At 61.6% G+C, this 23,753-nt stretch carries 23 protein-coding genes; 10 read left to right on the forward strand and 13 right to left on the reverse strand.

Annotated elements, in window-relative coordinates:
* Window positions 1–147: 147 nt before the first annotated feature.
* Window positions 148–2,109 (forward strand): choline transporter BetT, encoded by a 1,962-nt coding sequence (gene betT, locus J4E63_RS21545; protein WP_177431747.1) that lies wholly within the window; start codon window positions 148–150, stop codon window positions 2,107–2,109.
* A 152-nt stretch (window positions 2,110–2,261) separates the two neighbouring features.
* Here betT and J4E63_RS21550 read toward each other — a convergent pair whose 3' ends face one another.
* Complete coding sequence (locus J4E63_RS21550) at window positions 2,262–3,002, reverse strand: SDR family oxidoreductase (RefSeq protein WP_207283311.1); 741 nt, start codon at window positions 3,000–3,002, stop codon at window positions 2,262–2,264.
* Between the two features lie 130 nt (window positions 3,003–3,132).
* Here J4E63_RS21550 and J4E63_RS21555 point away from each other — a divergent pair, with 130 nt between their 5' ends.
* The 4 genes from J4E63_RS21555 to mgrA all read left to right on the forward strand — a co-directional run bounded on the left by J4E63_RS21555 (window position 3,133) and on the right by mgrA (window position 5,926).
* Window positions 3,133–4,023, forward strand: a complete 891-nt coding sequence (locus tag J4E63_RS21555) for a LysR family transcriptional regulator (protein WP_103311008.1) — start codon at window positions 3,133–3,135, stop codon at window positions 4,021–4,023.
* 128 nt (window positions 4,024–4,151) lie between these two features.
* Entirely contained in the window at window positions 4,152–4,334 is a 183-nt protein-coding gene (locus J4E63_RS21560; protein ID WP_207283312.1) for a type II toxin-antitoxin system HicA family toxin, read from the forward strand.
* A 92-nt stretch (window positions 4,335–4,426) separates the two neighbouring features.
* Window positions 4,427–4,828 carry a type II toxin-antitoxin system HicB family antitoxin gene (locus J4E63_RS21565; protein ID WP_063325186.1) on the forward strand — a complete coding sequence of 134 codons (402 nt, stop codon included), beginning with the start codon at window positions 4,427–4,429 and terminating at the stop codon, window positions 4,826–4,828.
* 60 nt (window positions 4,829–4,888) lie between these two features.
* The gene (gene mgrA, locus J4E63_RS21570) at window positions 4,889–5,926 is read left to right on the forward strand and encodes an L-glyceraldehyde 3-phosphate reductase (RefSeq protein WP_207283313.1); all 1,038 of its coding nucleotides are present in this window, start codon (window positions 4,889–4,891) and stop codon (window positions 5,924–5,926) included.
* A 54-nt stretch (window positions 5,927–5,980) separates the two neighbouring features.
* On the opposite strand, the gene tauD is transcribed toward mgrA, so the two are convergent.
* The 7 genes from tauD to J4E63_RS21605 all read right to left on the reverse strand — a co-directional run bounded on the left by tauD (window position 5,981) and on the right by J4E63_RS21605 (window position 14,311).
* Window positions 5,981–6,823, reverse strand: coding sequence for a taurine dioxygenase (gene tauD, locus J4E63_RS21575; protein ID WP_207283314.1), 843 nt, complete (start codon window positions 6,821–6,823; stop codon window positions 5,981–5,983).
* A 49-nt stretch (window positions 6,824–6,872) separates the two neighbouring features.
* On the reverse strand, window positions 6,873–7,712 hold the full coding sequence (gene tauC, locus J4E63_RS21580; RefSeq protein ID WP_207283315.1) for a taurine ABC transporter permease TauC: 840 nt from the start codon (window positions 7,710–7,712) through the stop codon (window positions 6,873–6,875).
* Window positions 7,709–8,503, reverse strand: coding sequence for a taurine ABC transporter ATP-binding subunit (gene tauB / locus J4E63_RS21585; RefSeq protein ID WP_207283316.1), 795 nt, complete (start codon window positions 8,501–8,503; stop codon window positions 7,709–7,711). The genes tauC and tauB overlap by 4 nt, the downstream gene beginning before the upstream one ends.
* A gap of 20 nt (window positions 8,504–8,523) precedes the next feature.
* Complete coding sequence (gene tauA, locus J4E63_RS21590) at window positions 8,524–9,501, reverse strand: taurine ABC transporter substrate-binding protein (protein ID WP_207283317.1); 978 nt, start codon at window positions 9,499–9,501, stop codon at window positions 8,524–8,526.
* A 249-nt stretch (window positions 9,502–9,750) separates the two neighbouring features.
* On the reverse strand, window positions 9,751–11,334 hold the full coding sequence (gene gshA / locus J4E63_RS21595) for a glutamate--cysteine ligase (RefSeq protein ID WP_192262042.1): 1,584 nt from the start codon (window positions 11,332–11,334) through the stop codon (window positions 9,751–9,753).
* A gap of 269 nt (window positions 11,335–11,603) precedes the next feature.
* The gene (locus J4E63_RS21600; protein ID WP_192262043.1) at window positions 11,604–11,987 is read right to left on the reverse strand and encodes a PaaI family thioesterase; all 384 of its coding nucleotides are present in this window, start codon (window positions 11,985–11,987) and stop codon (window positions 11,604–11,606) included.
* Entirely contained in the window at window positions 11,987–14,311 is a 2,325-nt protein-coding gene (locus J4E63_RS21605) for a Tex family protein (RefSeq protein ID WP_207283318.1), read from the reverse strand. Before J4E63_RS21605 ends, J4E63_RS21600 begins: the two co-directional genes overlap by 1 nt.
* A gap of 356 nt (window positions 14,312–14,667) precedes the next feature.
* Between J4E63_RS21605 and ompR the strand changes: the two genes are divergently transcribed.
* Both ompR and J4E63_RS21615 read left to right on the forward strand, forming a co-directional pair.
* Window positions 14,668–15,408 (forward strand): two-component system response regulator OmpR, encoded by a 741-nt coding sequence (ompR, locus tag J4E63_RS21610; RefSeq protein WP_003196691.1) that lies wholly within the window; start codon window positions 14,668–14,670, stop codon window positions 15,406–15,408.
* A 114-nt stretch (window positions 15,409–15,522) separates the two neighbouring features.
* Entirely contained in the window at window positions 15,523–16,836 is a 1,314-nt protein-coding gene (locus tag J4E63_RS21615) for an ATP-binding protein (RefSeq protein WP_060739672.1), read from the forward strand.
* 125 nt (window positions 16,837–16,961) lie between these two features.
* On the opposite strand, the gene rimK is transcribed toward J4E63_RS21615, so the two are convergent.
* Both rimK and J4E63_RS21625 read right to left on the reverse strand, forming a co-directional pair.
* Window positions 16,962–17,867: a 30S ribosomal protein S6--L-glutamate ligase gene (rimK, locus tag J4E63_RS21620; RefSeq protein WP_003196697.1), complete on the reverse strand. Its 906-nt coding sequence runs from the start codon at window positions 17,865–17,867 to the stop codon at window positions 16,962–16,964.
* Window positions 17,864–18,328 (reverse strand): ATP-dependent zinc protease, encoded by a 465-nt coding sequence (locus J4E63_RS21625; RefSeq protein ID WP_170847591.1) that lies wholly within the window; start codon window positions 18,326–18,328, stop codon window positions 17,864–17,866. The genes rimK and J4E63_RS21625 overlap by 4 nt, the downstream gene beginning before the upstream one ends.
* Window positions 18,329–18,581: 253 nt before the next feature.
* On the opposite strand from J4E63_RS21625, the gene J4E63_RS21630 reads away from it, so the two are divergent.
* The 3 genes from J4E63_RS21630 (at window position 18,582) to J4E63_RS21640 (ending at window position 21,784) form a co-directional block, all read left to right on the forward strand.
* Window positions 18,582–18,986, forward strand: coding sequence for an RNA-binding S4 domain-containing protein (locus J4E63_RS21630; RefSeq protein WP_060739670.1), 405 nt, complete (start codon window positions 18,582–18,584; stop codon window positions 18,984–18,986).
* A gap of 172 nt (window positions 18,987–19,158) precedes the next feature.
* Window positions 19,159–20,061, forward strand: a complete 903-nt coding sequence (gene hslO / locus J4E63_RS21635) for an Hsp33 family molecular chaperone HslO (protein ID WP_192262045.1) — start codon at window positions 19,159–19,161, stop codon at window positions 20,059–20,061.
* Window positions 20,062–20,239: 178 nt separating this feature from the next.
* The gene (locus J4E63_RS21640) at window positions 20,240–21,784 is read left to right on the forward strand and encodes a phosphoenolpyruvate carboxykinase (protein WP_060739668.1); all 1,545 of its coding nucleotides are present in this window, start codon (window positions 20,240–20,242) and stop codon (window positions 21,782–21,784) included.
* Window positions 21,785–21,862: 78 nt separating this feature from the next.
* Here the strand turns inward: J4E63_RS21640 and J4E63_RS21645 are convergent, their stop codons facing one another.
* The 3 genes from J4E63_RS21645 to J4E63_RS21655 are packed head-to-tail and all read right to left on the reverse strand — an operon-like array spanning window position 21,863 to window position 23,625.
* Window positions 21,863–22,216, reverse strand: a complete 354-nt coding sequence (locus J4E63_RS21645) for a DUF1493 family protein (RefSeq protein WP_207283319.1) — start codon at window positions 22,214–22,216, stop codon at window positions 21,863–21,865.
* Between the two features lie 47 nt (window positions 22,217–22,263).
* Window positions 22,264–22,509, reverse strand: a complete 246-nt coding sequence (locus J4E63_RS21650) for a hypothetical protein (protein ID WP_207283320.1) — start codon at window positions 22,507–22,509, stop codon at window positions 22,264–22,266.
* Between the two features lie 51 nt (window positions 22,510–22,560).
* The gene (locus tag J4E63_RS21655) at window positions 22,561–23,625 is read right to left on the reverse strand and encodes a S8 family peptidase (RefSeq protein WP_207283321.1); all 1,065 of its coding nucleotides are present in this window, start codon (window positions 23,623–23,625) and stop codon (window positions 22,561–22,563) included.
* Window positions 23,626–23,753 lie beyond the last annotated feature (128 nt).

Here is a 23,753-nt window from a genome sequence, read left to right on the forward strand (position 1 = left end):
TTCATTCAAGTTAAACCGTCGGTTTGCTGCCCGCTCACAATAAGGAGGCTTGCTTTTGCCGAGTCCGTTTTCGACCCTCGCCGTTTCGTTGCCCGGGGTGCCTCGCCCATGAGTGCTTCGTCCCTGCCACCCAGCGGCCTGGTCCGCATGAACCCGCCGGTGTTTTACTTCGCCGCGACCTTTATCCTGCTGTTCGGCCTGGTGGTGATTGCCATGCCCGCCCAGGCCGGCGCCTGGTTGCTGGCCGCGCAGAACTGGGCGGCCAATACGGTCGGCTGGTACTACATGCTCGCGATGACGCTGTATCTGGTCTTCGTGGTGGTCACCGCCTTGTCCGGCTACGGCAAGATCAAGCTCGGTGCCGACCACGACGAGCCCGAATTCAGCTATCTGTCCTGGGCCGGCATGCTGTTTGCCGCTGGCATCAGCATCACGCTGTTTTTCTTCTGCGTTTCCGAGCCGCTGACCCATATGGTGCAGCCGCCCCAAGGCCAGGCCGGTACCGCCGAGGCGGCGCGCCAAGCCATGCAGATCCTGTTCTTGCACTGGGGCCTGCACGGCTGGGGCGTCTTCGCGTTCGTCGGCATGGCCCTGGCGTATTTCGCCTACCGGCACAATCTGCCGCTGGCCCTGCGTTCGGCGCTGTACCCGCTGATCGGCAAGCGTATCAACGGCCCCATCGGCTACGCCGTGGACGGCTTCGGCATTATCGCGACGGTGTTCGGCCTCGGCGCGGACATGGGTTTTGGTGTGCTGCACCTCAATTCCGGGCTCGACTACCTGTTCGGCATCGCTCACACCCAGTGGATTCAAGTTGGTTTGATCGTGCTGATGATGGGCGCGGCGATCATCGTCGCGGTGGCCGGTGTCGACAAGGGCGTGCGGGTCATGTCCGACATCAACATGCTGCTGGCCTGTGCGTTGTTGCTGTTCGTGTTGTTCGCCGGACCCACCCAGCACTTGCTCAATACCTTGATCCAGAACATCGGCGATTACCTCGGCGCCTTGCCGATGAAAAGTTTCGACCTGTACGCCTACAACAAGCCCAGCGACTGGCTGGGCGGCTGGACGGTGTTCTACTGGGCCTGGTGGATCGCGTGGTCGCCGTTCGTGGGCCTGTTCATCGCGCGGATTTCCCGTGGCCGCACCATCCGCGAATTCGTGTTTGGCGTGCTGCTGATCCCCCTGGGTTTCACCCTGGCGTGGATGTCGATCTTCGGCAACAGCGCCATCGACCAAGTGCTGAACCACGGCATGAGTGCCCTGGGCATGTCCGCCCTGGAAAACCCGTCGATGAGCCTTTACCTGCTGCTGGAAACCTACCCGTGGAGCAAGACCGTCATCGCGGTCACCGTATTCATCAGCTTCGTGTTCTTCGTCACGTCCGCTGACTCGGGCACCGTGGTGCTTTCGACGCTGTCCGCCAAGGGCGGCAATCCCGATGAGGATGGGCCGAAGTGGCTGCGGGTGTTCTGGGGCGCGATGACGGCCCTGGTGACCAGTGCGTTGTTGTTCTCCGGCAGCATCGATGCCTTGAAGTCGGCGGTGGTGCTGACGTCCTTGCCGTTCTCACTGATTTTGCTGTTGATGATGTGGGGCCTGCACAAGGCGTTTTACCTGGAGTCCCAGAAGCAGATCGCGCAACTGCATTCCCTGGCACCGGTGTCGGGATCGCGCCGGGGCACGGGCGGCTGGCGTCAGCGCTTGAGCCAGGCGGTGCATTTCCCGTCCCGTGACGAGGTGTACCGTTTCCTCGACACCACGGTGCGCCCGGCCATTGAAGAGGTGACCGCGGTGTTCGTCGAGAAGGGGCTGACGGTGGTGACCCAGCCCGACCCGGCCAACGACAGCGTCAGCCTGGAGATCGGTCACGGCGAGCAGCATCCGTTCATCTACCAGGTGCAGATGCGCGGCTACTTCACGCCGTCCTTCGCCCGCGGCGGCATGGGCTCGAAGGAGCTCAACAACCGGCGCTACTACCGTGCCGAGGTGCACTTGAGCGAAGGCAGCCAGGATTACGACCTGGTGGGCTACACCAAGGAGCAAATCATCAACGACATCCTCGACCAGTACGAGCGGCACCTGCAGTTCCTGCATTTGGTGCGCTGAGCGAGGCCGTAGGTTTTCCATCTTTACCGGCCTCATCGCGAGCAAGCTCGCTCCCACAGGGGCAAGTGATTCCTTCTTGGAGGGCCGCTGACTCCCTTGTGGGAGCGAGCTTGCTCGCGATAGCGGTTTGCCGGACCCCGCCGGGCGAAGCTTCAGACAAGCCCGCCATTGGCCCGCAGGACCTGCCCATTCACCCAGCCAGCGGCCGGGCTCACCAGGAACGCGATGATGCTGGCAATGTCCTGCGGCTGGCCGAGGCGTTCCAGGGGCGGCATCTTGGCGTAGTGCTGCACCTGTTCTTTGCTCTTGCCGTGCATGAACAGTTCGGTGGCGACCGGGCCGGGAGCCACGGCATTGACCGTGATCTGGCGACCGCGCAGTTCCTTGGCGAATACCTGGGTCAGGGATTCCACCGCCGCCTTGCTGGCGATGTACACCGAGTAGCCGGGCAGGTTCAGCCCTACGGTGCTGCTGGAAAAATTCACGATCCGGCCTCCGTCGTTCAGGCGGGTCGCGGCTTCGCGCAAGGTGTTGAAGGTGCCACGGGTGTTGATGGCGAACGTCTGCTCGAACAGCTCGTCGCTGTGTTGCGCCAGGGGCATGACCTGAAGGATGCCGGCGTTGTTGATCAACACATCGACCTTGCCCAGTTTCGCTTCGGTTTCATCGAACATCCGCCGCACATCCGCAGAAGAGGACACGTCTGCCTTGACCGCTATGGCTTGATGGCCGGCCTGGCGCAGTTGAACCACCAGTTTCGAGGCTTCGGTGGCGCTGTTGGCGTAATTGATGACCACGGCAAAGCCTTCGCTGGCCAATTGCTTGGCAATCTCTGCTCCGATGCCGCGGGAGGCGCCGGTCACGATGGCAACTTTCGAGTTTTGAACAGTCATGTGAGGTTCCTTTGAGGTTGAAGTGTCGTGATTCGTTGAAACCAGATTCACATGTTTACTCTTGGCGATAAATGCCCGAGAGTTGCCTTGACTGTTCAATATTTTCCAACAATCAAGGCACGGGATTCAGATGGATCAGGTCAAGGCGATGAGGGTATTTGTCCGCATATACGAGCGCAGCAGCTTCACCCTGGCCGCTGAAGACTTGAATATGCCCCGGGCCACGCTGACCCATACGCTCAATCAATTCGAAGCCTGGCTGGGCATTCGTTTGCTGGAGCGCAGCACCCGCAAGGTGCGCCCGACCCTCGACGGCGAAGCCTACTACCCACGCTGCGTGCAATTGCTGGCGGAGCTTGAAGAGGCTGAACTGGCATTTCGCGGTGTGGCGCCCAAAGGCAAACTCAGAGTAGACCTGCATGGCACCCAGGCGCGGTACTTTGTGATTCCGGCGTTGCCGCAATTCATGGCCCGCTACCCCGAAATAGAACTGTTCATCAGCGAGGCCGATCGTTTCGTCGACCTGATTGCCGAGGGCGTCGATTGCGTGCTGCGCTCCGGTACGCTGGCGGATTCGTCATTGATCGGCCGGCGTGTCGCCAATCTTCGGCAGATCACCTGTGCCAGCCCCGGTTACCTGCGCCAGTATGGCGAGCCGAAGAGCCTCGATGACTTGAAGCACCATAGGGCGGTGAATTACGTCTCGCGGACCACCGCCAAACTCTATCCGTTCGAGTTCATGGTCGATGGCGAACTCAAGGAGGTGCCGATCGGGGGCTCGTTGTCGGTGTCCGGCGCCGAGATCTACGCCGCCTCGGCCATCGCCGGCATGGGCCTGATCCAATGCCCGCATTACCGAATGGAAGAACCGATCCGGCAGGGAATGATCCAGGAAGTCCTCACCGCCTACCCGCCGCCTTCCATGCCGGTGTCGGTGCTCTATCCCCACAATCGACACATGTCGCCACGGGTTCGCGTATTCGTGGATTGGGTGGCGGAGGTGTTTGCGCAGGCGCGATGACCGAGTGGTGATGGCGGTGCATTTGTTGGAGAGTTGAACTAATATTTTTCTGGGTGTGTATTGTGTGTATTGGGGGCCTTTTTCGCAGCTAGAGTTTTCCGGCAGAGTTGTCGAATAGGGCAAAGGTGATGCGAAGTCGGGAAATGATCAGGAAGATCGAAGAGGACGGTTGGTATCTGGTGGCTGTCAAGGGTAGCCATCATCAGTACAAGCATTCCACCAAGGCTGGAAGGGTGACGATCAAGCACCCTGGCGCCGATCTGCCCAGAGGCACGATCAATAGCATATTGAAACAGGTGGGCCTGAAATGAAGCCCATGACCGATTACGAAATCCCCGATGGGGATGCATTGTTATCAGACCGGTTGCTGCGGTTGCCGGATCTGAAGGAAGGATTCGTCCACATGAAATTTCCGGTCGTTCTGCACAAGGATGCCGATTCCGACTACGGAGTGACGGTCCCGGATGTACCGGGTTGTTTCTCCGCAGGCAGTACTGTGAGCCAGGCATTCGAAAATGTGAAAGAGGCGCTCTCGTTGCACTATGAAGGCTTGATAGCCGACGGCGAACCGCTGCCGCAGATCCATGAAATCGACGATCATCTCGACGATCCGCAATACGCCGGGGGGATATGGGGGGTGGTTGAGTTTGATGTCACGCCCTATTTCGGAAAGTCAGTGCGGTTCAACGCCACGCTGCCCGAGCAATTGCTTGAGCGCATCGACCAAACCGTGCGACGGGACCAGCGTTATAGCTCGCGTTCGGGTTTTCTGGCAGCGGCGGCCTTGCGCGAACTTTCAGCCTGACCGAGGCGTCTGTGAAATGTTAGCTTCTGACACCAGCCGTCCGAACAGAGAGCCTTTTCGATGACCTACACCGCTGCACAAAACCGCTACGAGTCCATTCCCTACCGCCGCGTCGGTCGCAGCGGGCTGGTGCTGCCGGCGTTGTCGCTGGGGTTGTGGCACAACTTCGGCGACAGTACGCCCATCGACACCCAGCGTGCCTTGCTGCGCACGGCGTTCGACCTGGGCATCAACCACTTCGACCTGGCCAACAACTACGGCCCGCCCTACGGCAGCGCCGAGATCAATTTCGGCCGGTTGCTGCGCGAAGATTTCCAGCAGTACCGCGATGAGTTGATCATCTCCAGCAAGGCCGGTTGGGACATGTGGCCGGGGCCTTACGGCCAGGGCGGCGGTTCGCGCAAATATGTGCTGGCCAGCCTCGACCAGAGCCTGCAACGCCTGGGGCTGGACTATGTGGATATCTTCTATTCCCACCGCTTCGATCCCGATACGCCACTGGAAGAAACCGCCAGTGCACTGGCCACTGCGGTGCAGCAGGGCAAGGCGTTGTACATCGGCATTTCCTCGTATTCCGGGGTGAAGACCCGGGAAATGGCGGCGCTGCTCAAGGAATGGAAAGTCCCGCTGCTGATCCACCAGCCGGCCTACAACCTGCTCAACCGCTGGGTGGAAAAAGACCTGCTGGACGCCACCGACGAATTGGGGACCGGTGTGATTGCCTTCACCCCACTGGCCCAAGGGCTGTTGACCGACAAGTACCTCAAGGGCGTTCCGGCCGATGCGCGGGTGAATCGTCCGGGGGGCGGCTCGTTGCAGGCTTCGCACTTGTCGCAGGAGAACCTCGCCCACGTGCGCGCCCTCAATGAGATCGCCCAGCGTCGTGGCCAGAGCCTGGCGCAAATGGCCCTGGCCTGGACCTTGCGCGATCCCCGGGTCACCTCCGCCCTGATCGGCGCCAGCCGGCCGGAGCAGATCATCGAGAACGTCGGAGCCTTGCAGAACCTGAGCTTCAGCGCCGAAGAGCTGGCGCAAATCGACCGGTTTGCCCAGGAAGGCGGGATCAATCTTTGGGAAAAGCCTTCGTCAGCTGAGTAACACAAACACCTGTGGCGAGGGAGCAAGCTCCCTCGCCACAGGTGAGTGGTGCGTTCAGCGAAAAAACGGCACATCCCCCAACACCGTCGCCCGGTGCATCACCCGCCGGGCCGGGCGGTAGTCATCTACGGCGAAATGCTGGGTCACACGGTTATCCCAAAACGCCACGTCGTTGACCTGCCAGCGCCAGCGCAGGGTGAACTCCGGGCGGGTGGCGTGGGCGAACAGCAGTTTCAGGATCGCCTCGCTTTCGGTCTCCGACAGTTCGTTGATACGCGTGGTGAAACCTTCATTGACGAACAGTGAACGACGTCCGCTCACCGGATGGGTGCGGATCACCGGATGGGACAGCGGCGGGTTTTTCCGCCGTGCCTCTTCCCAGCGCGCCAGGTCTTCGGCGGTATTGCCAAAGCGCTCCAAGGGAAAGGATCGGGTGAAATCGTGAGTCGCCGTCAGCCCTTCCAGCAAGCGTTTCAACGGTCTCGACAAGGCTTCATAGGCGGCGATGCCACTGGCCCACAACGTATCGCCACCCACCGCCGGCAACAGCTTGGCGCTGAGCACCGCGCCGAGGGCTGGCGTTGGGAGAAAGGTCACGTCGGTGTGCCACACGGCGTTGTCGCGGACATCGGTGACGGCGGTGTCGAGCACCAATACTTCAGGCTGCTCCGGTACGTTGGGGTAGATCGGATGAATGTGCAGGTCGCCAAAATACCCGGCGAAGCGCGCCTGCTGTGGCGGTTCGATCGGCTGGTCGCGGAAAAACAGCACCTGATGTTCGAGCAGCGCCTGCTCGAGGGTATCGCGGTCGGCCAGGCTCAGCGGCTGGCGGATATCGATTCCTTCGATCTGCGCGCCGAGGGCGGTGCTAAAAGGCGTAATGGTCGGGCGGTTCATCGCTGTGTTCTCGGTCTGGGCGCCGAATGGTCGGCGTGGTCATTGGGTATCAATGGGTCTGGCCGTGCCACGGCACCAGTTTGCGTTGCAGGGCGCGCAGGCCCATTTCCATGGCGAAGGCAATCAGCGCGATCACCAGGATTCCCAACACCACCACATCGGTGACCAGGAACTGCGCCGCTGACTGCACCATGAATCCCAGCCCGCTGGTGGCGGCGATCAGTTCGGCGGCCACCAGTGTCGACCAGCCCACACCCAGACCGATGCGGATGCCGGTGAGAATGTCCGGCAGGGCACTGGGCACGATTACATGGCGAATCAACTGTGCCCGCGTGGCGCCCAACGACTGCGCCGCGCGCAGCTTGGCCCGGTCGACGGTGCGCACGCCGGTGGCGGTGGCAATGGCAATTGGGGCGAAGATCGCCAGGTAGATCAACAGCACCTTCGACAACTCGCCAATGCCGCACCAGATCACGATCAATGGCAGGTACGCCAACGGTGGAATCGGCCGGTAGAACTCGATCAACGGATCGAGCACACCGCGCGCGATGCGGTTGGCGCCGATGGCGATGCCCACCGGCACCGCCGTCAGCACCGCGAACAACAGGCCCAGGCCGATGCGTTCAAGGCTGGCGGCCAAGTGTTGCCAGAGGGTGGCGTCCATGTAGCCGTGGGTCGCCAGCAGCCAGCCTTTTTGCAGCACGGCCGACGGCGGGGGCAGGAACAGCGGTTCGATCAGGCCGCTGGCGGTGACGGCCCACCAGGCTGCCAGCAACGCGATCAGGGTCAAGCCGCTGATCCAACGCGTACTCAGGTGGGGCCTCAAACCGCTGGCCGCGGGCCGGGTCGTCGCGTCACGGACCCCGGCGGGAATTTCGTAGCTGCTCATGCGCGCTCCTGAGGTCGAGTGGCGCTGCGTTGGGAAAACACTTTGGCGAGCACATGCTCGCGGGTTTCGATGAAGCGTGGGTCGGACTTGATCGACCGTGCCGATTCCCCGGCGCCGTAGCGCTGGCCGAAATCCAGGCTCAGGCGTTCGACGATCTGCCCCGGGTTCGGTGCCAGCAGAATCAAGTCCGTGGCGAGGAAGACGGCTTCTTCAATGTCATGGGTGATCAGGAAGACCGGCTTGGCGGTGCGCTGCCAGACCTGCAGCAACAGTTCCTGCATCTGCTCGCGGGTGAAGGCGTCCAGCGCACCGAACGGTTCGTCCATCAACAGCACACGCGGGTTGGCCGCCAACGCCCGGGCCAGGCCGACGCGTTGTTTCTGACCGCCGGAGAGCTGCCAGACGCGGCGTTGCTCGAAACCGGCCAGGTCCACCAGGGCAAGCATTTCCCGGGCGCGAGCCTCGCGTTTTTCCTTGGGGACGCCGGCCAGTTCCAGGCCGAACCCAACGTTTGCCAGTACGTCCTGCCACGGCAGCAGCGCATCGTCCTGAAACACCACGCCGCGTTCGGCGCTCGGGCCCTTGACCGGCGTGCCGTCGAGGGTGATCTGCCCGGCGCTGGGCTCGACGAACCCGGCAATCAGGTTCAACAGCGATGTCTTGCCACTGCCGGACGGACCGAGGGCAACCAGCAACTGCTTCGGCCCCAGGGTCAGGGAAATATCCGCCAGCACCGGTTCCGCCGCGCCGGGGTACTGTGCGCTGATGCGCTCCAGCTGTAGCAAGGCCATCGCATGTCTCCTTTTTTTGATCAGCGAGTGATGTATTTGGCGCTGACGTAAGGCGCGTAGTCCGGCAGCACGGCTTCGACTTTGCCTTGTTCCTTGAGGAACGCCGCGGTATTGGTGATGGCTTGGGTGGTCGGTGCGCCGAGGCTCACGACCTGATCGGCCGCCAGGGGAAAGACGTTGCCTTGCAACAACAACGGGATATCGCTGGCCTTGGCACCGGAGAGCTTCACCAGTTTGTCGACGTTGGACGTATCGGCCAGCCAGGCTTGTGGGTCCTTGCGGTACTGGGCGTAGGCGTCCAGGGTCACTTTGGCGAAGGCGGTGACGATTTCAGGATGCTTCTGGGCGAAGTCCTTGCGCACGATCCAGGCGTCGAACGTCGGTGCGCCGAACTTGGCCAGCTCCGCGGAGGTGATCAGCACCTTGCCGTTTTCCTTGGCCACACCCAGGGCTGGGTCCCAGACGTAGGTGGCGTCGATGTCGCCACGCTTCCAGGCGGCGATGATGGCCGGTGGCGCCAGGTTGAGCACGGTGACTTTCGACGGGTCGATGTTCCAGTGCTTCAACGCGGCGAGCAGGCTGTAGTGACCGGTGGACACGAACGGCACGGCGATCTTCTTGCCGATCAGGTCTTGCGGGGAATTAATGCCGGAGCCGTCACGAACCACCAAGGCCTCGGCGGCGCCGATCTGGGTGGCGATGAGGAAGGTTTCCACCGGGACCTTGCGGGTGATGGCCGCGGTCAACGGGCTGGAACCGAGGTAGCCGATCTGCACATCGCCCGAAGCAATGGCGGTGATGACGTCGGCACCGTTGTCGAACTTGCGCCAGTCGATCTTGGCTTGAGTGGCTTTTTCGTAGGCGCCATCGGCCTGGGCGACTTTGGCCGGGTCGACGGTGGTCTGGTAAGCGACGGTCAGGTCGGCTGCCTGGGCAAAAAGACTCGTTGCTGCCAGGGAGGCGGCCGCGAGAAGGCGAAGGGGGAAACGCAAAGACATGGAAAATCTCCTCAACAGGCCGCCGGACGTTCGGCGTTCGAGGAGACTAAATGATCTAAGAATTCAGAAATAAATAACTTTTTCGAATGAGCTTATTTGCGAAAAAAACATCCGGAAACGACTGAGGCCTCCGTGGCGAGGGAGCTTGCTCCCGCTGGACTGCGCAGCAGGCCCCATTTCACGACTGCTGCGCAGCCGAGCGGGAGCAAGCTCCCTCGCCACAAGAGTATCCCCGCCAAGGCGGGCTGATCAGTTACTGATCGCCAGGATGCTTGCCTGGTAAGAACCCACGAACACATCGAAATCCCCCACCTCGTTCTGTTCCAGCTCAGCTTGCTGGACCAGCGACTCGCGCGCGGTCTCTTCGAATGTCGCTTGTTCCTGGGCAGGCAACGGCTCGGCGCGGAAGAATTCGGCGTGGGCCTTGCTTTGGCGCAGAGAGAATTGGGCGAAGCTTTCCTGGTGTTCGGCCATGGCGGCCAGCACCTGGGCGGAAGGCGTCAGGGACGGATCGCGGACTTTCGCCAATTGCGCGTCCAGTGCCTGGCGATGGGCATCGCCACCCTGGCTCTGGTCGAGCAGCGCGGCCAGCGGAGCGATTTTTTCCAGCAATTCCACGGCCCAGGCCTGCATGTCCACCGCTTGACCCTGGCGCTGCAATTGCAGGCCTGGCTTGCGACCTTCCTTGACCACGGTCAGGAAGTTGCTCGTGGCGTTGCCGCATTCGTTGTTTTCCAGCTGCGGGCTGTCATTGAGGCCGCAATACAGCAGGAACGCATCGAGGAACCGCGCTTCGGTGAGGTCGATGCCCATCGGCAGGAACGGGTTGATGTCCAGGCAGCGCACTTCGACGTACTGGATACCCCGGGCCATCAAGGCCTGGATCGGTCGCTCGCCGGTGTAGGTCACACGCTTGGGACGGATGTTGGAGTAGTACTCGTTTTCGATCTGCAAGATGTTGGTATTGAGCTGCACCCACTCGCCGTTCTGGTGAGTGCCGACTTCGACGTACGGCGCGTAGGGTGTCGCCACCGCTTTGCGCAGGCTGTCGGTGTAGCTCGGCAGGTCGTTGTAGCATGGCGTGAGGCCGGCCTGGGCGTTGCTCTGGTAACCCAGGTCGCTCATGCGCAGGCTGGTGGCGTAGGGCAGGTACAAGGTGTCCGGGTCCAGTTGTTCCAACTGGTGCGGGCGGCCCCGCAGGAAACCGACGTCCAGGGCCGGCGAGGCACCGAACAGGTACATCAGCAACCAGCTGTAGCGGCGGAAATTACGGATCAGCGCGATGTAGGCCGACGACTGGAAGTCACGGTCGCTCAGATCGGCGGCTTCGTTCTGACGGAGCAGGGGCCAGAGCTTTTCCGGCAGGGAAAAGTTGTAGTGGATCCCGGCGATGCATTGCATGGTCTTGCCGTAGCGCAGGGCCAGGCCCTTGCGATAGACGTACTTGAGCTGGCCGATATTCGAGGTGCCGTAGTAGGCGATCGGAATCTCTTCTTCCGCCGGCAGTGGGCACGGCATCGACGGGCTCCACAAGTACTCGTCACCCAGTTTGCTGTAGGCAAACCGGTGGATCTTGTCGAGGCTGCGCAAGGTATCGGCCGGGTTGGCCAGGGCCGGCGTGATGAACTCCAGCAGCGACTCGGAATAGTCGGTAGTGATCTGTTCGTTGGTCAGCGCCGAACCCAGGGCCTTGGGGTGCGGAGTCTGCGCCAGGCGCCCATCGTCCGTGACACGCAGGCATTCACGCTCGATGCCGTGCAGGCACTGTTCGAGCAGGGAGAGGTTGGCGCGCTCGCCGAGCAAGGCCAGGCGGCGGTTTAAAAGGTCGCTCAAGTTGAATTCCTTCACGCGTCAGTCGCCCCAATATGGGGGTGGGCAAGACGGTCTACAAGGGTGAAGTTAAAACTGGCGTTTTCGCCTGGTTTTCGTGCCAAAAGCTAGCCACCGCAACCCCATTGTGGGAGCGAGCTTGCTCGCGATGGCGGTGGATCAGCAACGTTGATCTTGACTGACTCTCCGTTATCGCGAGCAAGCTCGCTCCCACAGGAAAGCCCGACACTGCATTCATGGCGTCGAAATTAACTCAAATCGATGACAGGGAGCTATAGGACAGCGAACGTGCCTTGCGCTTTTGCGACCAGTTTGTCGCCCTGCATCACCTCGGCTTCGACCACCAGCGTGCGCCGGCCCGGGTGGATGACCCGGGCGGTGCACAGCACTTCGCCGTCGGACACGGCGCGAATGTAGTTGATCTTGCATTCGATGGTCGCGCTTTGCTGGTCAAAGCCATGGACACTGGAGCAGGCCAGGCCCATGGCGATGTCCACCAGGCTGAACAGTGCACCGCCGTGCAGCTTGCCGCCGCGGTTGCGCAACGGCGGCTCAAGGCCCAGGGCGACTTGCGCCACCCCGTCCCCCAGGCTCTGCAAGCGGCAGCCGAGCAGCTTGAAAAAAGCGCTTTCCACCAACCCGGCCGGCGTATCCATCAGCGTTTCTTCAACTGCTTGGCGTTGGCGAACAACGAGGCCATGGCGTGGTTCGCCGGGGCTGCGGTGGCGGTTTCCTTGCGCGGCGCGGTGTTCTGCGACTGACGGGGTGTCGAGCCAGGGCGAGCACCACGGGCACCGTCGATTTTCTCGCCCGGTGTGTCGCTCATGCGCATCGACAGGCCGACGCGTTTGCGCGGGATGTCGACTTCCATGACCTTCACTTTCACCACATCGCCAGCCTTCACCGCTTCGCGCGGGTCCTTGATGAACTTCTCGGAGAGTGCCGAGATGTGCACCAGACCGTCCTGGTGCACGCCGATGTCGACGAAGGCACCGAAGTTGGTGACGTTGGTCACCACGCCTTCGAGGATCATGCCCGGCTGCAGGTCCTTGAGGTCCTCGACGCCGTCCTGGAACTCGGCGGTCTTGAACTCGGGGCGCGGGTCGCGGCCCGGTTTTTCCAGTTCCTGGAGGATGTCGGTGACGGTGGGCAGGCCGAAGGTTTCGTCGGTGAATTTCTTCGGGTCCAGGCGCTTGAGGAACGCGGCATCACCGATCAGCGAGCGGATGTCGCGGTCGGTCTGGGCGGCGATGCGCTGCACCAGCGGGTAGGCTTCGGGGTGGACGGCCGACGAATCCAATGGGTTGTCACCGTTCATGACCCGCAGGAAGCCGGCGGCCTGTTCGAAGGTTTTTTCACCCAGGCGTGGGACTTTCTTCAACGCGGCGCGGGTCTTGAACGCGCCATGTTCGTCACGGTGGGTGACGATGTTCTGCGCCAGCGTGGCGTTCAGGCCGGAGATCCGCGCCAGCAGCGCCACCGAAGCGGTGTTCACGTCCACACCCACGGCGTTCACGCAATCTTCCACCACGGCGTCCAGGCCACGGGCCAGTTTCAGTTGGGAAACGTCGTGCTGGTACTGGCCGACACCGATGGATTTGGGGTCGATCTTCACCAGCTCCGCCAGTGGATCCTGCAGGCGACGGGCGATGGACACTGCGCCACGGATCGACACATCCAGGTCGGGGAATTCCTTGGAAGCCAGTTCCGATGCCGAGTAAACCGAAGCGCCGGCCTCGGAGACCATGACCTTGGTCATTTTCATGGCTGGGTATTTCTTGATCAGCTCGGCGGCCAGTTTGTCGGTCTCGCGGCTGGCGGTGCCGTTGCCGATGGCGATCAGGTCCACCGAATGCTTGGCGCACAGGGCGGCGAGCACGGCGAGGGTCTGGTCCCACTTGTTGTGCGGCACGTGCGGGTAGACCGTGGCGTGATCCAGCAGCTTGCCGGTGGAGTCCACCACCGCCACCTTGCAACCGGTGCGCAGGCCCGGGTCCAGGCCCAGCGTGGCGCGGGGGCCGGCCGGTGCGGCCAGCAGCAGGTCGTGCAGGTTGTGGGCGAACACGTTGATCGCCTCGGTCTCGGCGTTGTCGCGCAACTCGCCCAGCAGATCGGTTTCCAGGTGGGTGTAGAGCTTGACCTTCCAGGTCCAGCGCACCACTTCGGCCAGCCATTTGTCGGCGGCGCGGTTCTGGTTCTGGATGCCGAACTGCTGGCCGATCATGCCTTCGCACGGGTGCATGGTGCCCGGCAATTCTTCACCGACCTTCAGGGCGGAGCTGAGGATGCCTTCGTTGCGACCCCGGAAAATCGCCAGTGCGCGGTGGGACGGCATGCTCTTGAGCGGTTCGTCGTGTTCGAAGTAGTCGCGGAACTTCGCGCCTTCCTCTTCCTTGCCCGCGATGACCCGAGCGCTGAGGATTGCTTCCTGTTTGAGGAAGTTGCGCAGTTTTTCCAACAGGTTGGCGTCTTCGGCGAAACGCTCCATGAGGATGTACTTGGCGCCTTCCAGCGCGGCTTTCACGTCCGCCACGCCTTTTTCGGCATCGACGAAGCGCGCAGCTTCGGTTTCCGGGGCCAGGGTCGGGTCGTTGAACAGGCCGTCGGCCAGCTCGCCGAGGCCGGCTTCCAGGGCGATCTGGCCCTTGGTGCGGCGCTTTTGCTTGTAGGGCAGGTACAAGTCTTCGAGACGAGTCTTGGTGTCGGCCAGCTTGATGTCGCGCTCGAGTTGCGGGGTCAGCTTGCCCTGCTCCTGGATGCTGGCCAGGATGCTGATGCGCCGTTCGTCGAGTTCTCGCAGGTAGCGCAGGCGCTCTTCCAGATGCCGCAACTGGGTGTCATCGAGGCTGCCGGTCACTTCTTTCCGGTAACGGGCGATGAAAGGTACCGTGGAACCTTCATCGAGTAGCGCGACGGCCGCTTCGACCTGTTGTGGGCGTACACCGAGTTCCTCGGCGATGCGGCTGTTGATGCTGTCCATAAAACCACCTGACAAATTGTGAAATCAGGCTCGCCACCACAGAAACCGGGCTCGGCGAGACTGGTTGAGCGGCCTGGCATGCGCCGCTGCCTGGGTCAAAAGGCTGCCTGTTGACCCGCGAAATTCAAAAAGTTGCCTTGCCAAGGCTGAAAAAATGGCACGTCGGGATCACGATCCGACATTCCCTGGCACAAAAGGCCGCGCATTATAACCAGCGTTCCGTCCTGAGGGGGGGACATGGTCTGTAGGCTTGATACCTGGATTTGTGGAGATAGAGGAAAAATCTGCTAACAATGCACACGGTGCGTATAACGGCAGCTAGGCCATAATGCGCGCCGAGATCAAAGGAGCTTCCTATGAGCAGCACTGCACAAACTGCTGAAGGCGAAAAAATTCTTATTGTTGACGACGATCCAGGGCTGAGCAGCCTGCTGGAACGCTTTTTCGTCAGCAAGGGCTACCGTGCCCGCACCGTACCGAACACCGAGCAAATGGATCGGTTGCTGGCCCGTGAAGTGTTCAACCTGGTCGTACTCGACCTGATGCTGCCCGGTGAAGACGGCCTGACCGCCTGCCGCCGCCTGCGCGGCGCCAACAACCAGATCCCGATCATCATGCTCACCGCCAAGGGCGACGAGCTGAGCCGTATCAAGGGCCTCGAACTGGGCGCCGACGATTACCTGGCCAAGCCGTTCAACCCCGACGAGTTGATGGCCCGCGTCAAGGCGGTGCTGCGTCGCCAGTCGGCACCGGTGCCTGGCGCGCCGGGCAGCGAAGATGAAAGCGTGACCTTCGGCGACTATGAACTGTCCCTGGCCACCCGTGAGCTCAAGCGCGGTGATGAGGTCCACATGCTCACCACCGGTGAGTTCGCCGTGCTCAAGGCCCTGGTGATGAACGCTCGCCAGCCGCTGACCCGCGACAAGCTGATGAACCTGGCCCGTGGTCGTGAATGGGATGCGCTGGAGCGCTCCATCGACGTACAGATTTCCCGCCTGCGCCGGATGATCGAGCCTGATCCTTCCAAGCCGCGGTATATCCAGACCGTCTGGGGCGTGGGCTATGTGTTCGTGCCGGATGGCGCCGCCAGCAAGTGATCGGCGATTTGTAGGAGCGGGTGGCCTGGCCGGTTGAAATGTCTTCTTCCAGGCGACTCGCGGTCTGTCATTGTGCGAGCATCGCTCGCTCCTGCAAGTGTGTAGCGGTTATTCATGAAAACCCCTGTTTGGTTCCCCCAGAGTTTTTTCTCCCGCACCCTCTGGCTGGTGCTGATCGTCGTGCTCTTTTCCAAGGCACTGACGTTGGTGTACCTGCTGATGAACGAAGACGTGCTCGTGGACCGACAGTACAGCCACGGCGTTGCCTTGACCCTGCGGGCCTATTGGGCGGCGGACGAAACCAACCGGGCGAAAATTGCCGAGGCGGCGACGCTGATCCGTGTCGTCGGTGCCGGCGTGCCGGAGGGCGAGCAGCATTGGCCCTACAGCGAGATCTATCAACGCCAGATGCAAGCCGAACTGGGCGCCGATACCGAGGTGCGATTGCGCATGCATTCGCCGCCGGCGCTTTGGGTGCGGGCTCCAAGCCTGGGGGATGGCTGGCTGAAAGTGCCGTTGTATCCGCATCCGTTGCGCGGCCAGAAAATCTGGAACGTGCTCGGCTGGTTCCTGGCCATCGGCCTGCTGTCGACCGCATCGGCGTGGATCTTCGTCAGCCAGCTCAACCAACCGTTGAAACGCCTGGTCTACGCCGCCCGCCAACTGGGCCAGGGTCGCAGCGTGCGGCTGCCCATCAGCGATACGCCCAGCGAGATGACCGAGGTCTACCGCGCCTTCAACCAGATGGCCGAGGATGTGGAACAGGCCGGGCGCGAACGCGAGCTGATGCTGGCGGGCGTCTCCCACGACCTGCGCACGCCCTTGACCCGGCTGCGGTTGTCGCTGGAGTTGATGGGCGAGCACACCGACCTGACCGACGAGATGGTCCGCGACATCGAGGACATGGACGCGATTCTCGACCAGTTCCTGGCGTTCATACGCGACGGGCGTGATGAGTCCGTGGAAGAGGTGGACCTCAGCGAGTTGGTGCGGGAAGTGGTCGCGCCCTATAACCAGAACGACGAGAAAGTGCACCTGCGCCTGGAGCCGATTCAGCCGTTCCCGTTGCGCCGGGTGTCGATGAAGCGTTTGTTGAACAACCTGATCGGCAATGCCCTGAACCATGCCGGCGCCGGCGTCGAAGTCGCGGCCTATGTCTCTGGCGACACCAGCGCGCCTTACGTGGTGCTGAGCGTCATGGACCGTGGCGCCGGCATCGATCCCTCGGAGCTGGAAGCCATTTTCAACCCCTTCACCCGGGGCGATCGCGCCCGGGGTGGGAAAGGCACGGGGCTGGGCCTGGCCATCGTCAAGCGTATCGCCTCGATGCACGGCGGCAACGTCGAGTTGCGCAACCGCGCCGGTGGCGGGCTGGAGGCTCGGGTGCGGTTGCCGTTGGGGTTGATGCTGCCAAGGGATGCGGTATAACCGATCCGAATGCGGGCCACCTGTGGGAGCGAGCTTGCTCGCGATGACGGTGTGTCAGTCAACCTGTTCGTCACTGATGTACCGCTTTCGCGAGCAAGCTCGCTCCCACAGGGTTTTGTGTTGACTCAGCCCTTTCCTTTGGTCCGGGTCATGTTCGGCCCGCCATTCTTTTCCAGATGCTCGATGATGATCCCTGCCACGTTCTTGCTGGTGGTGGTCTCGATGCCTTCCAGGCCCGGCGAGGAGTTGACCTCCATCACCAGTGGCCCGTGGTTGGAGCGCAGGATGTCCACGCCCGCCACGGCCAGGCCCATGACTTTTGCGGCCCGCAGGGCGGTCATGCGCTCTTCCGGGGTGATTTTGATCAGGCTGGCGCTACCACCGCGATGCAGGTTGGAGCGGAACTCACCGGGCTTGGCCTGGCGTTTCATCGAGGCAATCACTTTGTCGCCGACCACGAAGCAGCGAATGTCGGCGCCACCGGCTTCCTTGATGTATTCCTGGACCATGATGTTCTGCTTCAGGCCCATGAATGCCTCGATCACCGACTCCGCCGCCGTCGCGGTTTCACACAGGACCACGCCGATGCCCTGGGTGCCTTCCAGCACCTTGATCACCAGCGGTGCGCCGTTGACCATCGCGATCAGATCGGGAATGTCGTCGGGCGAGTGGGCAAAACCGGTGACCGGCAGGCCGATCCCGCGCCGTGACAGTAATTGCAGCGAGCGCAGCTTGTCCCGGGAACGGGCGATGGCCACGGACTCGTTGAGGGGAAACACCCCCATCATTTCGAACTGGCGCAACACGGCGCAGCCATAGAACGTCACCGATGCGCCGATGCGCGGGATCACCGCGTCGAACCCTTCCAGCGGCTTGCCACGGTAGTGGATCTGCGGCTTGTGGCTGGCGATGTTCATGTAGGCGCGCAGGGTATCGATCACCACCATTTCATGGCCACGTTCGGTCCCGGCTTCAACCAGGCGACGAGTGGAATACAGACGCGGATTACGCGACAGCACAGCGATCTTCATGCAACACCTGTGGCAGAGGTAGTGGACACCGGGAATGCCGGCTTTTCTTGAACATATTTGGTGCCTGGATTGACCACCAGTTGGCCGTCGATCAAGGCTTTGGAACCCAGTAACAGGCGATATCGCATGGATTTTCGGCAGGCGAGGGTGAACTCGACCCGCCAGACCCGGTCACCCAGCGCCAACGTGGTGCTGATCACGTAGCGGACCTGAGCGTGGCCGTTGGAACTCTTTATGGTCTTGCGCGCCACCAGCGGGGCTTCGCAGCGGCGATGGCGCAACTGCACCACCGTGCCAAGGTGCGCCGTGAAGCGCACCCACTTTTCGCCATCGCGCTCGAACGGCTCGATGTCAGTGGCATGCAGGCTGGAGGTGCTGGCCCCGGTGTCGATTTTTGCCCGCAGGCCCACGACTCCCAGATCCGGGAGCGCCACCCACTCGCGCAGACCGACAACGGTCAAATGGTCAAAAGTCTTCAATAAAAAAACCTGCGATCAGTGCATCGGATCGTGGACTCCGCGAATCGCGGTATTCACGCAGAATAATCACAAAATGGCGACAGTTATCTACGCACTTGTGTGTGCTTGTAACCGATTCCGGCCGAAGCGATGTGTGTGGCGTCGGTTTGGCGGGCATTCTATCCGTCGGGCCTGATTCGTGCGCTCGACAAAAACGGTAGTACAGTTCCGGTTAATGGCAGAAAGAGGAATTGCAGTGGCACAAAAAAAGGAAGAAGACGACAAGGTCCGTCTCGATAAATGGTTGTGGGCGGCGCGCTTCTACAAGACGCGGGCCCTGGCCAAGACCGCCATCGAAAGCGGCAAGGTCCATCACCGGGGAGAGCGCTGCAAGCCGGGCAAGGAGCCCCGCATCGGCGATGAGTTTGTCATCCGCACCGGGTTCGATGAAAAGACCGTGGTGGTCGAGGCCCTGTCGATCGTGCGTCGCGGCGCACCTGAAGCGCAGGCGTTGTATCGCGAAACCGAAGCCAGCATCGCCAAGCGTGAAGCCGCCGCCGCGCAACGCAAGGCCGGCGCCCTGGGGGTCAGTACCGATGGCAAGCCGAGCAAGAAGCAGCGCCGGGACCTGTTCAAGTTTCATGGCAGCAATAACGAATAAAAAGGCTGGCGCAAGGCCCGTGGCGAGGGAGCAAGCTCCCTCGCCACAATGACCATTCGGATTGAGTCATCGGTCTCTTCCCGTCAGGCAAACCCAAGCCTTGCTTGGAACCCACCCTGAATGCCCATAAAATGCCCGCCATCATTTGTCATCACCTCAGATACCAGATCCTATGACTGATTTACCGGATACCGACTACACCCAACGTTTCATCTTCGATGACAGTGACGCCCGTGGCGAGCTGGTGGCGTTGGAGCGTAGCTACGCCGAAGTCCTCGCCAAGCACCCCTATCCAGAGCCGGTCGCACAACTGCTCGGCGAGCTGATGGCGGCTGCGGCGTTGCTGGTGGGCACCTTGAAGTTCGATGGCTTGCTGATTCTCCAGGCGCGTTCCGAAGGTCCGGTCCCGCTGCTGATGATCGAGTGCTCCAGCGAGCGCGAGATCCGTGGCCTGGCCCGTTATCACGCCGAGCAGATCGCGCCCGACGCGACCCTGGCCGACATGATGCCCAACGGCGTGCTGGCCCTGACGGTGGACCCCACCCATGGCAAGCGCTACCAGGGCATCGTCGATCTCGACGGCGCGACCCTGGCCGAGTGCTTCACCAACTACTTCGTCATGTCCCAGCAGACCAATACCCGTTTCTGGCTCTACGCCGACGGGCGGCGCGCGCGCGGTTTGCTGCTGCAACAACTGCCCGCCGATCGCCTTCGCGACACCGAGGAACGCGACGCCAGTTGGCAGCACATTACCGCTCTGGCCAGCACCCTGAGCGCCGATGAGCTGCTGAGCCTGGACAACGAAACCGTGCTGCATCGCCTCTACCACGAGGAGCAGGTACGCTTGTTCGACGGCCAGCCGTTGCGCTTCCAATGCAGTTGCTCTCGTGAACGTTCCGGCAATGCGCTGGTCAGTCTGGGTCTGGAAGATGCGCAGCAACTGGTGATCGAGCATGGCGGCGCCATCGAGATCGACTGCCAGTTTTGCAATGAGCGCTACCTGTTCGACGCGGCGGACATCGCTCAATTGTTCGCCGGTGCGGGTGTCGACACACCGTCAGATACTCGACACTAAAACGGTTCAGCGCAGGTAAATCTCCTGGCAAACGCCGGATTTACGCCGTACTGACGGGAGGGCCCTACTTTTTTTGGGCTTTTCTGGCATAATCCGGCCCACTTTTTTCGGGTAGTAGTGCGCGACTTCCTACTACAAAACGTTTGGAGCACTCGGCCACGGGCCGACGGGGAATCTCATGACGCAAGCCAATAACGCCGTGTACACCGATCTGAGTGTCGATGATCTGGTCAAAGAAGCCCTGAATCGCGGTGAAGGCGAGCTTGCCGATACTGGCGCGCTGGTTGTTCGTACCGGTCATCGTACCGGTCGCTCGCCAGTCGACCGTTTCATCGTGGAAGAGCCAACCACCCAGGACGCCATCGCTTGGGGCCCGATCAACCGCAAGTTCCCGGCCGACAAGTTCGATGCCCTGTGGAACCGCGTCGAAGCCTACCTGGGCGAGCGCGAGCGTTTTGTCTCCCATGTGCATGTAGGTTCCGATCCTGCGCACTACCTGCCGGTCAAGATGACCACCGAGACGGCGTGGCACAACCTGTTCGGCCGTTGCCTGTTCATCAACCCCGAGCAATACAACGCCGGTGGCAAGGACGAGTGGCAGATCCTCAACGCGCCGAACTTCGTCTGCGAGCCTGAGCGCGACGGCACCAACTCCGACGGCACCGTGATCATCAATTTCGCGGCCAAGAAAGTGCTGATCGCCGGCATGCGCTACGCCGGTGAAATGAAGAAAGCCCTGTTCTCCGTGCAGAACTTCCTGCTGCCAGCCGTTGACGTGCTGCCGATGCACTGCGCCGCGAACATGGGCGAAGAGGGCGATGTGACCCTGTTCTTCGGCCTGTCGGGCACCGGCAAGACCACCCTGTCCGCCGATGAAAGCCGTTACCTGATCGGTGACGACGAACACGGCTGGGGCGTGGGCGTGGTCTTCAACATCGAAGGCGGCTGCTACGCCAAGTGCATCGACCTGTCCGAGAAGAACGAGCCGGTGATCTGGAAAGCCATCCAGCACGGCGCCGTACTGGAAAACGTCGTCCTGGACCCGGTCACCAAGAAAGCCGACTACGCCGACGACAGCCTGACCCAGAACAGCCGCGCTGCGTACCCGCGTGAGCTGATCGAAAAACGCGCACCGAAAAACCTCGGTGGCGAGCCAAACGCCGTCATCTTCCTGACCTGCGACCTGACCGGCGTACTGCCGCCGGTGTCGATCCTCAGCGAAGAACAAGCCGCCTACCACTTCCTGTCCGGCTACACCGCACTGGTGGGCTCGACCGAAATGGGTTCGGGCAGTGGCATCAAGTCGACCTTCTCCACTTGCTTCGGCGCCCCGTTCTTCCCGCGCCCGGCCGGTGAGTACGCAGAGTTGCTGATCAAACGCATCCGTGGTTTCGGCTCCAAGGTCTACCTGGTCAACACCGGCTGGACCGGTGGCGGCTACGGCGTCGGCAAGCGCTTCAACATCCCGACCACCCGTGCGGTGATCGCGGCGATCCAGAGCGGCGCGCTGATCGGTGCTGAAACCGAACACCTGGACATCATCAACCTGGACGTGCCGCTGGCTGTTCCAGGCGTCGAGACTGGCCTGTTGAACCCACGCAACACCTGGGCCGACAAAGCCGCCTACGACGAAGCGGCCAAGGCATTGGCCGGCCTGTTCACCGAGAACTTCAAGAAGTTCGACGTGAGCGACGCGATCAAGGCTGCTGGGCCGCAGCTGTAAGGCTTGGTTGGTGAATGAAAAAAACCGCCCTTCATGGGCGGTTTTTTCATGGGCGGCTATTTGAGGTGCGCCGATCAGCTAGGCCTCTTCCACTTCCCGCGTATCCCATCGCTGTGCCTTGATCGCCTTGTAAAGCATGCCGATGGTCAGTGGCAGCTTGTTCCCCCGGCCCTTGGCCCTGCGCTTTTGAAACACATCGAACCCTTCAGGCTGAAAATAGCGGTAGGCGTCGTAGTCGATGAGCTCGATGGCGAACCGCTCCTCCAGTGCCTCCATCAGGTGCCGGGCGTCCGCGCCATCGCAACCCAAGTCGAGATTGATCGCAGTGCCCAGGCGAATCGTCTTGCGTTCAGGCAGGCCGATTTCTTCGTGGAGCAGCTCCATGAGTTGGCGCACGGCATGGTCATCGGGGAAGTCTGGCGCAAGGTGCATGATGAAATGTCCAGAATAAAAGAGGTGCGTCTGTACCGGTGGAAAGTTTAGGGGGAAATCGTTGCCCGTTGGAAAAAGAAGAACGCTGCAATCAAGAAATCGCAGGCGTCGCGATTGCGGTTTTGACCGTCGCGAGGATTGGCGGGTCGTCGGGGAATTTCATGCATCCGCCCAGTAGTAGGGACAGCATCAGGACGGTAGGTAGGTTCAGTTTGTGCGACATGGTTAATTCCTTTTTCAAGCTGCGAACCGCGGGCGTCCTGCCGTTGGTGGGCCAGGCGCAAAGTGTTCATGGGTATCGCGAGTCGATTGCTGCCAGGCTCGCGAGCGATAGGGGTTTGGGTTCAGTCAGCCATTTGTTCAGGCATGCGTAGTGCGGCGGCCTCAAGGTCCATCAATCCTCTGCCATAGGCTTCGCTGTTGGCGTAGATACCTGTGCGGTTGGCTGTCGCCAGCAGATGTTCGCGTATCTGCTGCGGGCTGAGTTGCGGGTGAAGGCTTTGTAGCGCCGCCAGTGCGCCACTGACCAACGCGGCGGCGGGAGATGTGCCAGCGGTCTGCACGTAGCGGCCGTCCTTGCCAACGGTGAGCAGGCCGGCCTGTGCACCGGCGTCGCCGCCGGGAACGGCGATGCACCAGGCGGCTGCGACGCCGCAATAGTTGGATTTGCCATTGATGGCGCTACCGTCGTTCTTCAACGCCACCACTGCGATCCAGCCTTTTTCCAGCTCTGGCAATGCGACTGGCAGTCCTGGCTCGGCCAGGGGCTCGCGCTTGAGTTCGTTACCGGTGGGGAAGACCAACACGGCGCCGTCCGCGACCAGTTTTCGAGCGACGGCCAGGGAGTCGGGCATCACCTGGTTGTAGCGCGCCTCATTGATCTCGGTGGCGGGAATGGCGTTGGCCCACGAGTTGTTGAACAGCCGGGCACCCTTGTCAAAACCACTTTGCCAGGACCGGGCGATTTCGCTGTCGAAGAAAAACGGCTCGTTGTCGTCGCCAAAGCGAAAGGGGATCAACCGCGCATTGAACGCGATGCCGTGCATGCCCCGGTCGTCCTTGTTGGCGGCGAGAATACCGGCCATCTGCGTGCCATGGCCGATGCGGTCAACGGTGCCGGGACGGCCTTCGACATGGTCGAATCCAGGATCACCCAGTCTGCCCTCGAACTCCTCGAGGCTGGCGTTGAGCCCCGAGTCGATCAACGCCACGACAACATCCTGGCCAGTCCCGCCACGAGCGTAGAGCGCTGATGCCTTGACGACGGCCAAGCCTTGTTGAGCGTGATACTCCGGGGTTTCGAACTGGGTGGGATCCACGCCGGGTGGATCGGGGATGGTCAAGCAACCGGCGAGCAATGAGGCCGACGTGATCGTCAGCGCGCGTAGAGCGGAAAATGGGTGTGGCATGGTTCGTTCCTTGAAGAATTGAAATCGAGCGTCAGGCTTCCTGGCCTTGACGTACAGCATGAGTTTTCGGCGCACCTTACCGTGGTGGCGAAGTCGGGACGAGACATCAAATTGCCCGGATTTGTATC

The sequence above is a fragment of the Pseudomonas sp. FW300-N2F2 genome, assembly GCF_017351655.1.
Classification (GTDB): Bacteria; Pseudomonadota; Gammaproteobacteria; order Pseudomonadales; family Pseudomonadaceae; genus Aquipseudomonas; species Aquipseudomonas fluorescens_AA.